This is a genomic window from Flammeovirga pacifica, assembly GCF_000807855.2.
Taxonomy (GTDB): domain Bacteria; phylum Bacteroidota; class Bacteroidia; order Cytophagales; family Flammeovirgaceae; genus Flammeovirga; species Flammeovirga pacifica.
Genome location: NZ_JRYR02000001.1, coordinates 2,054,169 through 2,068,928, shown reverse-complemented (window position 1 = coordinate 2,068,928; position 14,760 = coordinate 2,054,169). Strand labels below are relative to the sequence as shown.

The following is a 14,760-nucleotide window of genomic DNA, read 5'->3' as shown; positions in this document are numbered from 1 at the left end:
TTTCATTAGCAGAAAATGATAATTCTTGATGTATGAAGAAAAAAAAATACCCATCGTTTTCCAATGGGTATTCTTTTGACTCAATACTGCTTATTTTGATTCATATACAGTATTTCCATTCAATACAGTTTTTAATACTTTCGTTTTATGGATGTCATTTACATCAATGCTAAAGATATCTTGATCGACGATGATGAAATCAGCTTTTTTTCCAGCTTCTAAACTACCGCTTATGTCTTCTCTGAACATCACATAAGCATTATTGATAGTGAAAAGTAACACTGCTTTTTCAACTGAAGAAGTGTAACCTCTAGGTTGCATATCTTCTCCTACATTCTTACTTGTTACAATGTTTTGCATCATCTCCCAAGGTGAGAAAACAGGTCCAGTTGGGTAATCAGCACCCACACCCACCATAATGTCTTCTCTTTGATACAGTCTATCATAACGGTAAATTTCATTAAATCTTTCTTCACCTAAAGCAGGTTTGATATAGCTTTTTGCAAACTCATCCAAAGGTTGCCATTGAGGTTGTACCTGAAGCACAATTCCTAACTTTGCACATCTATCGACATCCTCTTTTTTAATTAAATCAACATGTGTGATCACGTGTCTATCATCTTTAATAGATCTATCTTTATTGATTTCTTCAAGACAATCAATTACTCTTGATATACCAGCATCCCCCTCAGCGTGTACATAAATTCTATTACCATTATCAATAAGATATTTGAAATTAGCTAACAACCTTTCTTTAGAATAGTTGGCTACTCCAATACATGTATGTGAATGCTCACAATCAGCATTTTCGTAGGGCTCAAAAAGGAATGCTTTATCTGTAGGAATACCATCGATTGCGAATTTTACTGTTTTAGAAGTTAACATTTCGTTTCCTTCATAGAATCGCTCATCTAGGCTTTTATTATTCGTTTCATCATCAATAGGAGACAAATGTACTCTGTTATATTCCATTCTTACGGTCAGTTCTCCTTTATGATATAACCTTTTATATACATTATCCGCTCCCTTAGCAGAAAGAGCAGCGGCATCTTCAATGCCAATAAACCCCACACTATTACATCTATCCAAAATAGCTTTCATGGCAATTTCTTGTTGTTCTTGTGTAAGAAGTTCTGGAGTGGCTAAAAAACCTGCTGCAATATGTGCTTTTTCTCTAAAGTGACCACTTGGTGTACCATCTTCAAAACGATCGTATGAACCACCATCAGGATCAGGAGAGCTTTTATCTACTCCAAAATGTGCAATCGCTTTTGTCGAATACCAACCTGTATGCTGTGATTCTTCACAGATAATGGCAGGTCTTCCACCTACAAGTTCATCCAATTCTTGAGCAGTCGATTTATCAAAATGTTTAATCTTGTATCCGTTAGCAAGTACCCAAGCGTCTTTTGGTTGCTTTGCTGCAAATTTACGGATTTTTTTTTCTGCCTCTGCTTTATCTTCTATTCCAAAAAGATCCAATACAAAAGTCATATTTGGACCTGCTATAGTTGGGTGCATGTGAGAATCGTATAATCCAGGAAGTAATAGTTTCCCTTCAAGATCGATCACTTTAGCCTCCTTAGACTTCCATTCTAAAGCTTTGTGGTCATTTCCAACATACTCAATTTTATCATTATTAATAACCAAAGCTGTGGCCCACAGATTATTCTTATCAGAGGTGAAAATTTTTCCGTTGATGTAAATATCTTGTGCAAATGAGGTGATCGACCAAAATAATGTGATTGATAAAGTAATTATATTTTTCATTATTGAAGAACTCTATTTTTAGATTTTGTATTCAATAATGAAAGGGGATTTCATGGTGAAATCCCCTAATTAAATTTTTATTATTTTCAGACTAATGTTATTACTCTTATTTCAGAGGAGAACATGAAGATAGAGCAACTGAAATTTATTTTACAAGATTATGCTCTAACGGAAACTCATGTTCAACATTTTCCCTAAAGTGAGGTTTCTTCAAAGGCAGTAGAGTTGAACGTTGACTTGAACCAATTGGATGCCATTTTACAAGTTCGAAATATCCATCGCTTGTAAAATGATCTTCATGAGTATTGTATGTACCAATATAAGCTACTTCAGTATTAAAAAGCTTCTCAATTTTATTGCCATGAAGTGCTAAAAGTTAAGGGTCTTTTTTTAATGAATAACTAATTTCAGCATCATCTTTTTGACCTGTAGTAGTTATATAATAACTATAACTTTTAGTGTCAGCTGGCTTATAAAAGTGATAATAGATTTGCTTTTCAGTTTTACCTTCTACAATATTAAAGTGTACAACCTCATAATCAGTAGAAATCAAAGACGAGGAAGCATTTAAGAAATACTTCCTCGTTTTTTTAGTCAGTCTCCAAATAAATTAACTGCCTCAAAATATTTATAAATACTATTTACTCTACAATCAATTTCATTACACCCCAATTAGCATCATCCACAAAATACCTCAAGAAATAAATACCAGAAGGTAACTCGTTTACAGAGAAACTCTTCGATATCTTTTCTTTTCGGAACACTAACTGACCATATGAATTTGAAATTTCAACATCAATAAGTTGATCTGAATTGATATGGATAATTTTATTTCCTTTTACAGGGTTAGGGTAGAAGAGGATCTTATTTTCTAATTCTGAGATAGAAGAACTAATAATCTCTTCATCATCATCATCATCATCATCTTCTTCTTCTTCTTCCTCTTCCGAAGGTGGAGGGTTATACACCAAAGTAGTGACTGTATTGGTCACAATTGGTTTATTGAAGTCAAAATAGATATAAGCTGTATTCTGAATACTATCGCCTTCCACTAATGTTGCTTTTGGTGATACTTGATAGTTGATATAGCCATGACTATTCGCCTCATCGACAATACTATCTGGAATAAGTATATTTTCGAAAGTGAAGACCACTACATTGGAGTCGTACCATACGGCTTCATAATCGTGAGAGACACTTAACACTTCAAACGTTTCTAAGTCCAGATTATCTGATAAAGTATCGAGAATATACACATTGAATGCGGTATCTGTTCCTGTATTTTGGAACCTGATCAAATAGTCGAGTGGAATGCCGGCTTCTACTTCTTCTGTGGTGATACTGTCTCTAGCTTGTTTGTCGTTAGGGTCGTAGGATCCTGTGACGATAAATTCAACAGATTCAGTATTGTTTTCTGCATTATCATCTTCAATTCCATCAATTTCAACTTCAGCAATCATTTCGACTTCCTCTCCGAAAGCATCTAATGAAGTTTTACCCCAAAGATCAATTTTATACATTTCACCTACATTCATTTTATCAATGGTGTAAGTAATTGTTTCTCCGCTCACTGAAAAGTCTGATAGGGAGTCGGCGAGTTCAAAGGCAGGGATGTTTAAAGTGACTTCAATATTTTCTACTTGTTCTGTACCGTGGTTGAGCACCTCGACAACATAACGCATATAAAAGCCAGGTCGAGCACGGCTGAAATAAGGGATTCTAACATATAGGTCATTGACTTCTTTGTTCGATTGAAGAGGGATGTTTTGAATAATTTTATCCGAATAATCAGATGTAGCTACTTCGAAAGTTTGAGGTACTGCATCAAAATGTTCGGGAGTACTTACTGTTGCTGTAAATGATCCTGTATCGCTTAGTATCGCATAATAATAGCCATTTTCATCGGTTGTAAAGACTTGTTCTCCAGGATTAAAAGTAATTTCTAAACCTTCGAAATTGTTCTCGTCATCATCCTTCACCCCATCTTTATTATAATCGTAAAAAACGTTGCCATAGACTGTTGGGAAAGTTGGACAATCGTTGGGATTATTATCCGGAAGACATACCTGATATTCATCTAAATTAAAAAAGAAGCTACTACCAAGATCCGTTAAATAATCAACCATAGTTGTGGGAAGATTAGAAATACACTGAACACCAGTATTTCTGTAATTTAAATCTCTAATGGAGTTGGGAAGTCTAGATAGACAATTCAGATTAGGGTTATTCTCCACATCAAAATCGTGTAACTGATGTAAAAACGATACATCAATATTTGTCAGATCGTTTTCTTGAAGTCGAATAGTTTCCAAGTTTTTATTGTGAGAAAAATCGACCTCAGTTAATTGGTTGCCATGAGCATCGAAATAGTATAAACTATCTATACTAGAAAGGTCCAATGTTTTAATATCATTATCACTTAAATACAAAGCGAACATCTGTTTTTGATCAGAAAGATCAATTCCTGTATAGTTGTTTTCCCATGCTCGTAGACGAGTTAGACTATCACAGCCTTCAAGAATTATAGTATCCATTTCGTTAAAGAAACAGTCGACTTTTTCCAAGCTTTTCATCCCCGTTAGATCAAGACTTTTAATTTCATTATAACCGCAACTCAAAGTTTTGAGCTTGGGTAAATGATTAATATCTATACTTTCCAAAGCGTTATGAGAGATGTAAATTTCCTCTAAACTTGGTAAGCCATCGAATGTGTAATGACTTGGTAAATTGGTGTAAGAAAACGTTAGACGCTTAAGACTTTCTTGAGTTGAAAGATCTAATTCAGAGATGTCGGCCTTACTTAAATAAAGCTCTTCTAACTTAGTAAGACCTGTAACGTCAAGACTTTTTAGACCGTTTGAACCAATGTTTAGTCTTCTCAGATTTATGCAAGGGGAAGCATCAACTGCATCCAAATCATTGTAAGCCATATCCAAGTGGAGCAGTTCCGTAAACATCTTTAAGTCAATAGTCTCGAACTTATTGAATGTGATATTCAGGTATTTCAGTTTTTCCAAACCAGTGAAATCGCATGTTTTTAAATTCAATTGCTCAATATCTAAAGTATCGAGGTGAGATAGATTAGTTACATTCACATCACTAAAGTTATTTACTGATGCATCTAGATAGACTAAGTTAGGCATCATGGTAAAATCCATAGGCACACCTTTAACATTTAAATGTAGGTTGTGTGAGATGTCTAACCATTCTAGATTGATAAAACTTTGAAGACCCGTAAAATCATAAATATCCTTCTGATATAGATTTAACTTAGTTACGACCTCTGCTTCGGATACTTGAATGATACTGTCGTTGTTCGTATCATACCCTTTTTTAATTAATTCATGTAAGAATTTTTCGTCTGGAATGTTTACATCTTGTGCATAGACAAAAGGGGTTAGCAGTACTAACCATAATAGTAAAAGAGAAATTTTCATAGTTGTTTAAAAAAAAATACTTGGAAGTAGCAATAAAAAAATTAAAATAATTGAAAGTAGAATTGTTTGTCTATCAATCAAAGATTAGACCATTGTTGCTTATCTATTTGATAGAATATAATTTTGAATTTTCTAAATAAATGTAACGATGGAGGATTGGAAAGGTTTTGTACTTTGTTATATTGTTGATTTTAAACACTATGATTTTCGCTTATCTGTTATATAAAATAAGAATTTAAATATTAGTGTTTTACCTCTAAATAAAGAAATCTACTTTATTTAATAAATAGTTTGTTTTGAAATTGATATAGAAAAAAAAGAGTATTAAACAATGTGTGATCCTTTATGATGATGAATAGTAAAAGTTAATCTATATGGTGAAGAATTTTACAAAAAAACGAATTACATTGACTTTAATAATAAATTAGTCAAAGCAATTCGTTTAATACCATTACGCAGTATTTTATTAATCATTATACGTACTCATTCTATTGATAAAATGATTTTGAACTCATTGAAAGGAATCTAAATATAATAAAGTAGATGAATTATTTTATGACACTAACTATTTCGGGATTCACCTCTAAATTAACATATGTCTCCCCCTTTTTTATCGTAGTCTACATTTTGTAATACATAACGCATTGCTTCTTTTCTTGCTTTTGTTATTAATTCTATTTTATCCAAAGCCATTGAAATTTTATTTCTTTCTTTTTTTGAGGTTCTACCGTCATTTTTACTGTATAATATCCTTTTTTAGAAAAATTCATTTTTCCTAGTCGATTAGATTTGAAATAATCAATATGCCAATTCATATTAGGTTCTCCAACAGTTTCACCGGTAGGAAGTACTTGATGTGTTAGTGTTTGATTCTCTATACTAACAGTAATTTTTCCAACATTCTTTTGATTTTGAAAACTGTAGGATACATCAATATCTTTTTCTCCTACTTCATCAACATAGATTTTCCATGAAAAGGTCATCTTCTCTGAGATGATAACATGCTCTGGAATCGTTTTCTTTCTCCCTTTGGGTTGTATTGTAATAGACGCTGCTTTTGGATTTTGATTCCCCGGTAATAAAGAGTAACCATTATCTACTGTTTTGGCAATCAAACCATCTGAAATGTTGGGTTTCGAATTGTATTCTGCTACTACCACAGAAATGTAATTATCTGGGGCATCATGAGGTAAATTTATTTCAGTAAACACCTCCGAAAAATTAAAATCTATAGGTTGTTTTTGTTTATCAGCAAGTAAATATACTTTTTGAGGAGCAGTAGTAACTCCTGTTAAGTTTAACTTTTTATTTAAGGGCCAATTATAAAGGTGAAGGTATAGTTTGAATTTATCACCTTCTTTTTTACAAGTAATCTTACCCCAATCGTGTTGATCCTTATCTAAGTCAAAAGCTTCAGCTCCGTAAATTGCTTCCCCGTTTACATCCAACCATTTTCCCATTTCAAGCATTCTATGAGATATTTCATAAGGTACATCACCATTGGCTCTTGGACCAATGTTAAGCATATAATTACCATTTAGACTTACATTACTAATCAATGCTTTTAATAATGCCGTTGTAGATTGCCATTCAGCATCTGAGGAATGGAATCCCCAAGAATGAGCAACTGTAGCGGGAGATTGCCAAGGGAAATCTTCTTTTTTATTACCTAGTTTATTATCGCCTAAAGTTTTGTAATCAATATCAGGATTTTCTTCTATTGATAAACCTAATCTTGAATTAACTACACAGTTGGGCTGTAATTCACGAATGATAGATTTCAGCTGTAAAAGTTGATCTTTAGTAACAATGGTTTTTTCATGAGGAAGCCACATATCAAACCATAACATAGAAATATCACCATAATTACTTAGGAGTTCTTTGATTTGAGGAACCACTTTTTCTTGCCAATATTGATCGTATTCTTCCGGTTGAAGCGGGTAGATTTCTCTTGAGTGATTCCATCCATATGAATGTTCCCAATCGACCCAATGAGAATAATATAAACAGAATTTTATACCATGCTTTTTACAAGCATCAGCCATTTCTCTAATAATATCTCTTTTAGGGTGAGAATAATTTCCTAAATCATAATCACTTACTTTACTATCCCAAAGGGCAAAACCATCATGATGTTTGGCAGTTATCGTAACGTATTTCATTCCCGACTTTTTGGCCAAGATCACCCATTCTTCTGGTTGAATATCATTCCAATCAAAACGATCTAGTAAAGTGATATATTCTTCATTATTTATGCTGTTTCTGAATTTAATCCATTCAGCATAATTATTATGATGTCTCAGTTTTTCACCTTTCCAAAATCCTTCAGCACCGCTGTATATTCCCCAGTGTATAAACATACCAAAGCGAGCATCAGTAAACCATGCTGCTCTAGGATTTGTATTTTTTTGAGCAAAAGTGGTAACACTTATAAAAAGTAGGAGTAGTCCTAAAGTGATATTTTTCATTTTGTCTTTTTAATCTAGCTAATTCAATTCATTTGGTAGAAATACCAAAAGTAATATTAGAAATATAGATTGAAATAAGGTGGTGATAAGGGAGGTAAATTACTCTTAATTTGTAAATCGAGATGATTAATGAAACATAGATGGGAAAAATTATAAATAAGAAGATTAGAAGGAGCTTCTTAATGATATTCTCCTACTGAGATTAAAAAGAAATATAAAAAAATCCTCCTTCTACATGAACTCTGAATGAATTGATTAATTTTACCCAAAATCAAAAAAAATAGAAACGAATGAAAAATACTTTCGCATTAACACTATTGGCTTTTTGTATTATTACGAGTTGTGATAACACTAGTCAAAACAACAATACAAAAGGAAATACACACGTTAATACGGCTCAAAAATCTGAGGAGGTTTTAGGAGAAAATACGCATAAGGTTGTGGTAAAGGAACAAATGTCAGGAGGAGGATATTTATATATAAATGTCACTGAAGACGATCAAGAATATTGGATGGCCATACCGGGTAGACCAGTAAATATTGGTGCTACTTATTATTACGATGGTGGAATGGAAATGCAAAATTTTCAAAGTAAAACGCTTCAACGAACTTTTGAAAGAATCATTTTTGCAGAAGGTATTAGAGATAATGTTTCGGGTGAAGTAAAAGTTGAAAATAAAAGTACTCCTCAGGGTAGCCCACAAGTAAGTAAAATAGAGAAGGCACCTAATGGAATTAGCATTGCAGAACTATTTGAAAACCCTAAAAAGTATGAGAACAAACAGGTGATCATCAAAGGACAAGTAGTTAAGGTCAATAATGGAGTGATGAATGTGAATTTTGTTCACTTACAAGATGGAACTATCGGTAAAGGAGAATACGATGTCACTTTAACTACAAACGACAACTTCAAAGTAGGTGAAGTAGCCACTATTAAAGGTGGAGTGATTCTAAATAAAAACTTTGGATCAGGATATGTTTATGATGTTCTGATTGAAAATGCTGTAAAAAAATAATGAGCAACACCCCGTCAATTTAGAACGGGGTGTTTTTTTAATGGCTATAAATTTTCTTGTACCCTTACTTTTAAAATGAATGAGCTCCAATTGGGTTCATTTTTTTATTGATTAGAATTTTCAAAGACTGTTTCATAATGCTCTACTGTTGGAAAAGGATCATAATAATGATGTAGCATTGCTTTCCATTCTAAATATTGAGGAGATTGTCTAAAATTAATTTCATGTGCATCTACATCAATCCAATCAACAAGCAATATATACTTTCCTTTAGCCTCTAAACATCTTCTTAAAGTATGTCCTTTATAGCCATCAATACTACTAATGTATTGGCTTGCTTTATCAAAATCTATTTCAAATTGTTGCTCTTGGCCTGCTTTCACTTGAAGGAGGGCGACTTCTAAAATCATATAATAGTTAGTTTAATTCGAATACAAGATAGAATTTAATAGTAGTTGCTACAAACATCAATATAAATTCTGCATCAAATTAGTTAGCTTTGTGGCAAACATATATTTCAATGATTTCAGTAGATAATTTAGCAGTAGAATTTAGCGGGGCAACACTTTTTAGTGATGTGTCTTTTGTCATCAATCCAAACGATAAGATTGCATTGATGGGTAAGAATGGAGCAGGAAAATCGACCATGATGAAAATTGTGGCAGGAGTAGAAAAAGCATCTAAAGGACAAGTGAGTGCACCTAAAGATACTGTGATTGCTTATTTACCTCAGCACTTATTAACCGAAGATAATTGTACTGTCTTTGAAGAGGCTTCTAAAGCATTTCAACTAGTGTTTGAAATGAAAGAGAGAATGGAAGCACTTAATAAAGAGCTTGAAACTCGTACTGATTACGAGAGTCAGGAATATATGAACATCATAGAAAAAGTAACGGATCTTGGAGAAAAGTTCTATGCTTTAGAAGATGTGAATTACGATGCAGAAGTAGAAAAAGCCTTAAAAGGTCTAGGTTTTAGACAAGAAGATATGCACAGACAAACTTCTGAGTTTTCGGGAGGATGGCGTATGCGTATTGAGTTAGCTAAAATATTACTTCAAAAGCCCGACCTTATCTTACTAGATGAGCCTACAAACCATATTGATATTGAATCTGTAATTTGGTTAGAAGACTTTTTAGTCAATAAAGCGCAGGCAGTAATGGTGATTTCTCACGATAGAGCTTTTATTGATAATATTACAAATCGTACCATAGAAGTGACTATGGGACGTATTTATGATTATAAAGCGAATTACTCTCAATATCTTGAATTAAGAGAAGATCGTAGAGCACATCAGCTTAAGGCTTATCAAGAACAACAAAAATTTATTGCTGATACACAAGAATTTATCGATCGTTTTAAAGGAACTTATTCAAAAACGAATCAGGTTTCTTCGAGAGAAAGAATGTTAGAAAAGCTTGTTCCTATAGAAATTGATGAGGTAGATACTTCAGCTTTAAGATTGAAATTTCCACCGGCACCTCGTTCTGGAGAAATTGCTGTAACAGTTACTGATGTTTCAAAATCTTACGGTGATCATGTGGTTTTCAAGGATGCCAATATGTCTATTAGAAGAGGAGAAAAGGTATCTTTTGTAGGTCGAAATGGTGAAGGTAAGTCTACAATGCTTAAATCTATTTTGAAAGAAATTGATATTGATGCAGGAGTGAGTGAATTAGGTCATAATATCAAAGTAGGTTACTTTGCTCAAAATCAAGCTTCTTTGATGGATCCCAAGCTTACTATTTTCCAAACTATTGATGAAGTAGCGAAAGGAGACATCAGAAAACACATCAATAATATTCTAGGTCAGTTTATGTTTGGTGGTGATGACGTTGATAAAAAAGTAGGAGTATTGTCAGGTGGTGAAAAAACACGTTTGGCTATGGTTAAACTACTTTTAGAGCCAGTTAACTTATTGATTCTTGATGAACCAACCAACCACTTAGACTTAAAGTCAAAAGATGTATTGAAAGAAGCTTTGAAATCGTTTGATGGTACTTTGATATTGGTATCTCACGATAGAGATTTCTTACAAGGTTTATCAGAGAAAGTATTCGAATTTAAAGATCAAAGAGTGCTTGAACATTTTGAGACCATTGATGAATACTTGAAGAGAAACAGAATTGAAAAACTAGCAGATATTAACTTATAGTTTCTCTAAAAATTGATACAAAGAATCTGAGTATGATGAATTAATTATTGTGTATTGGAAAGAGAGTAGAATAGAATCTTTAGTTTCTAAAAAATACACCCTCTCTAATGATCAATTATTTCATTGAGCTCAGATTTTATTTTTATAAATTAGCCCAAGCAAAATTCAACTATCATAATTCACTAAACAACATGAAAAAAGGTAATCCTTCTTGGGTAATTTTTATTAGTCTACTTTTATTTATCTCTTCATTCCTCTGTGCTCAAGATATCAATCAATTAAAACAATATAATTGGAATATTAAGGAGACGATAAATAAACCAATTGGTAGACATGAAAGTACTTTTGTACTACATCAAAATAAATTCTATTTGATGGGTGGAAGGGAAACTAAAAAGGTAGAAGTCTATAATCCGAAAACAAATACTTGGATTACCAAAGGAGAAGCACCTCAAATTATACATCACTTTCAAGCGGTTTCGTATGAAGATAAAATTTATGTAGTAGGAGCCATGACAGGTAATTATCCAACAGAACTACCCTTAGAAAATGTTTGGATCTATGATCCACAAAAAGATCAATGGGAAAAAGGACCATCTATACCTAAAGATATTCAAAGAGGAGGTGCTGGTACAGTTGTATATAATAAGAAAATATATGTTGCCTGTGGAATTACATATGGTCATACATCAGGAACAACCAACAGGTTTGATGTATTTGATCCTAAAACTGGACAGTGGGAAAACCTTACTTTCGCACCACATATAAGAGATCATTTTAATGCAGTAATAGCGGAAGATAAATTATACCTTATCGGAGGACGAAATAGTAGCTGTCATCACGAAGGAAATTTTACTGCTTTTTTTGATGATGTAGAAACACATGTAGATGTTTATGATTTTAAAAAGAAGAGTTGGTCAACATTAAAGAATAAATTACCACATGGTTCTGCGGCGGCAGGTTGTACTACGATCGGAGATTATATCATTTATTTAGGAGGAGAAAATCATAAACCTAAAGCTTTAAATTATACTCAAGCATTAAATATTAAAACACATCAGTGGAGTCTATTATCAAATTTAGTTAGAGGTAGACACGGCAGTAATGCCATTCACTTTAAGAATAAAATTTATATTGCAGGAGGTAGTCCTAATCAAGGAGGTGGACAATTAGATAATATGGAAGTTTTTGAAAATACGCCTAATTAAATCTTCCATTCTTAGCACATTTTTTATAAACTACATGATTACATTTGATTATCTCAAAAAATGACATCAAATTTACGTAATCAGAATACAAGTTATGAGAAAGACGAATAAACGATATTACGGAAAAGATATAAAGGAGAAGGCTAATTTATTTCTAAATAGAGAAATAGATATCGTCACTAATGAAGGAAGATGTTATCATGTTGTTGTAGACTCAGTAGATGATAAAGCGTATTATTTAACTGATTTTCTTCAAGGAAAGCATCAAATTCCATTTGATGAAATAGATGAAATTATCGATAAAATAGAGGCAGAATTTTAATATTAGGAGTTAGAAATTTAATTCAAAGTTTCTAACTCCTAATTATTTATATATGAATAGTAGTTGCTATCAAATAGTTTATTGTTCTTCTTTTTTCAAAATTGTGACTTTCACCGATTTACTTATTGGTGTATAGCTAATGTCTGCGTATTGATCATGAGGTATAAGTACATTGGCCTCAGGGAAATAAGCGGCAAGATTTCCTCTAGGAATATCATAAGGTATAATCAAAAAGTTCTCTGCACGTCTTTCAATCCCGTTGTAATTACTAGCTAAATCAACAATATCAAAGGTTTTAAAACCTTTCTCAATAGCTTCTTGATGATTCATCATCACTATACGTCTTTCATTATAAATACCTCTGTATCTATCGTCTAAACCATAAATAGTAGTATTGTATTGATCATGTGATCTGATGGTCATTAACATGTACTCCTCCTTTGTAAGTTTATGATGAGGTGGAGTATTTATTGAGAATTTTGCAGTACCACCAGGTAGTTTAGAAAAATCACCTTTTCTTGCATGATTCGGTAGATCGAATCCTGCTTTTTTAGCCCTTTCAGTATAGTTATCAAACCCAGTAAAAACATGGGCTATTTTCTCTCTAATTAAGTTGTAATCTTCGCCTAATTTTTGCCAGGGGATAGTATGGTTTTCGCCAAAATAGGCTTTACCAATATTAGCTACAATCTCTGGTTCACTCATCAAATGATCAGAACTAGGTGATAGTCTCCCTTGAGATTGATGTACTTTCCCCATACTGTTTTCTACAGTAACAAATCTATTTTTATCCTCTTCAGATCTTCCTAAAGTGGGTAATATAAGCGATGTTTTTCCCGGGATTAAGTGAGTTCTATTTAGCTTAGTACTAATTGAAACCGTAAGTTGACAGTTTTGTAAGGCTTGAGATGTATAATTAGTATCAGGGGCTGCAGAAAGAAAATTTCCTCCAAGAGCTACAAATATTTTGGCTGTTCCATCGTGCATAGCTTTTATACATTTGACTACATCTAAGCCTTCTTTTGTGGGAGGTTTAAATTGGAAAGTCTTTTCGAAAGCATCGTTTAATCGCTGAGACACATGATGGGTGATCCCTACAGTTCTATCACCTTGAACATTACTATGTCCTCTTACAGGACAAGTACCAGATCCTTTCTTTCCAATACTTCCTTTCAGTAAAAGTAAATTGACACATTCACGGATATTATCTACACCATTTTTATGCTGAGTAAGTCCCATTGCCCAACAGATTATTACTCTTTTCTTTTGGGCCAATAGTTGAACTACTTCATCAATTTTATTTTCTTCAACACCGGTCATTTTTAATAAATCCTCTTCTTGATATTGATCAAGATCTGAAAGAAAATCTTCATAACCCGAAGTGTGTTTTTTGATAAATTCATGATCAAAAACATTGCCTTCAGAAGCTTCTATTTTTGCTAATTTTTTGATGATTAATTTCAGTAAAGGAACATCTTGATTGATACTAACCTGTAAAAAATGATCAGTAATAGCAGTTCCTCCTCCTACAATACCTTTGGGTTCTTGTGGGTTTTTAAATCTAACTAATGCAGCTTCTCTTAAAGGGTTAATGGTCACTACTTTTCCTCCATTTCCTTTACACTTTTCTAGTGCAGATAGCATTCTAGGATGATTGGTACCTGGATTTTGTCCAATAACCATAACGACCTCTGTGTCTCCAAAATCTTCTAATGTAACTGATCCTTTGCCAATACCTAAAGTTTGAAATAATGCGGCTCCACTTGATTCATGGCACATATTAGAACAATCAGGCATATTATTCGTACCAAATGCCCTAATAAATAAGCCATAAAGAAAGGCAGCTTCATTACTAGATCTTCCGGAAGTATAAAATATTCCTTCGTCAGGGTGGTCCAAAGATTTTAGTTCTTGAGCAATTATTTTAAAAGATTCTTCCCAGCTAATTGGTTCATAATGTGTATTCCCTTCCCTTAAGATCATAGGATGAGTAATTCTACCACTTTTTCCAATTTGGAAATCGGTCCAATGAGACATTTTTTCTACAGTGTATTTTTGAAAGAAGTCAATATCTACCCTTTTATTCGTGGCTTCTTCTGCAATTGCTTTGACACCATTTTCACAAAACTCACCTAAATTAGATCTGTAATCAGGATCGGGCCATGCACAACCAGGACAATCAAAACCACCTTTTTGATTCATTTTCGCAAGTGTGGCTATAGACTTAGCCAAACCCATTTCTTTCATTGCATGACCTAAAGCAATTTTCACAGCGGGTAATCCGGCAGCATAATCTTGAGGTTCTTTTAATATAATATCCGTAAATTCTACAGGACCAACTGCAGATATTTTGCGTTCTTCAGTAGTAGATTTCATAATCATTC

Annotated in this window: 10 protein-coding genes; 4 read left to right on the top strand and 6 right to left on the bottom strand. The window is 33.1% G+C overall.

Going from position 1 to position 14,760, the window contains the following annotated elements:
- Positions 1 to 90: 90 nt before the first annotated feature.
- The 4 genes from NH26_RS08310 to NH26_RS08300 all read right to left on the bottom strand — a co-directional run bounded on the left by NH26_RS08310 (position 91) and on the right by NH26_RS08300 (position 7,675).
- Positions 91 to 1,770, bottom strand: coding sequence for an amidohydrolase (locus tag NH26_RS08310; RefSeq protein ID WP_044224851.1), 1,680 nt, complete (start codon positions 1,768 to 1,770; stop codon positions 91 to 93).
- Positions 1,771 to 2,146: 376 nt separating this feature from the next.
- On the bottom strand, positions 2,147 to 2,323 hold the full coding sequence (locus NH26_RS25390; RefSeq protein ID WP_158021902.1) for a hypothetical protein: 177 nt from the start codon (positions 2,321 to 2,323) through the stop codon (positions 2,147 to 2,149).
- Between the two features lie 88 nt (positions 2,324 to 2,411).
- Complete coding sequence (locus NH26_RS08305; RefSeq protein WP_044224854.1) at positions 2,412 to 5,207, bottom strand: DUF7619 domain-containing protein; 2,796 nt, start codon at positions 5,205 to 5,207, stop codon at positions 2,412 to 2,414.
- Between the two features lie 674 nt (positions 5,208 to 5,881).
- Positions 5,882 to 7,675, bottom strand: a complete 1,794-nt coding sequence (locus tag NH26_RS08300; RefSeq protein WP_044224856.1) for an alpha-L-fucosidase — start codon at positions 7,673 to 7,675, stop codon at positions 5,882 to 5,884.
- Positions 7,676 to 7,965: 290 nt separating this feature from the next.
- On the opposite strand from NH26_RS08300, the gene NH26_RS08295 reads away from it, so the two are divergent.
- Positions 7,966 to 8,691: a hypothetical protein gene (locus NH26_RS08295; RefSeq protein WP_052432078.1), complete on the top strand. Its 726-nt coding sequence runs from the start codon at positions 7,966 to 7,968 to the stop codon at positions 8,689 to 8,691.
- 104 nt (positions 8,692 to 8,795) lie between these two features.
- Here the strand turns inward: NH26_RS08295 and NH26_RS08290 are convergent, their stop codons facing one another.
- Positions 8,796 to 9,101, bottom strand: coding sequence for an antibiotic biosynthesis monooxygenase family protein (locus NH26_RS08290; RefSeq protein ID WP_044224859.1), 306 nt, complete (start codon positions 9,099 to 9,101; stop codon positions 8,796 to 8,798).
- Between the two features lie 110 nt (positions 9,102 to 9,211).
- On the opposite strand from NH26_RS08290, the gene NH26_RS08285 reads away from it, so the two are divergent.
- From NH26_RS08285 to NH26_RS08275, 3 genes are all read left to right on the top strand, one after another.
- Positions 9,212 to 10,846 (top strand): ABC-F family ATP-binding cassette domain-containing protein, encoded by a 1,635-nt coding sequence (locus NH26_RS08285; RefSeq protein WP_044224862.1) that lies wholly within the window; start codon positions 9,212 to 9,214, stop codon positions 10,844 to 10,846.
- Positions 10,847 to 11,037: 191 nt separating this feature from the next.
- Positions 11,038 to 12,054, top strand: coding sequence for a Kelch repeat-containing protein (locus NH26_RS08280; protein WP_044225139.1), 1,017 nt, complete (start codon positions 11,038 to 11,040; stop codon positions 12,052 to 12,054).
- 94 nt (positions 12,055 to 12,148) lie between these two features.
- Positions 12,149 to 12,376, top strand: coding sequence for a hypothetical protein (locus tag NH26_RS08275; RefSeq protein ID WP_044224866.1), 228 nt, complete (start codon positions 12,149 to 12,151; stop codon positions 12,374 to 12,376).
- Positions 12,377 to 12,454: 78 nt separating this feature from the next.
- On the opposite strand, the gene NH26_RS08270 is transcribed toward NH26_RS08275, so the two are convergent.
- Positions 12,455 to 14,752: an FdhF/YdeP family oxidoreductase gene (locus NH26_RS08270; RefSeq protein ID WP_044225141.1), complete on the bottom strand. Its 2,298-nt coding sequence runs from the start codon at positions 14,750 to 14,752 to the stop codon at positions 12,455 to 12,457.
- Positions 14,753 to 14,760 lie beyond the last annotated feature (8 nt).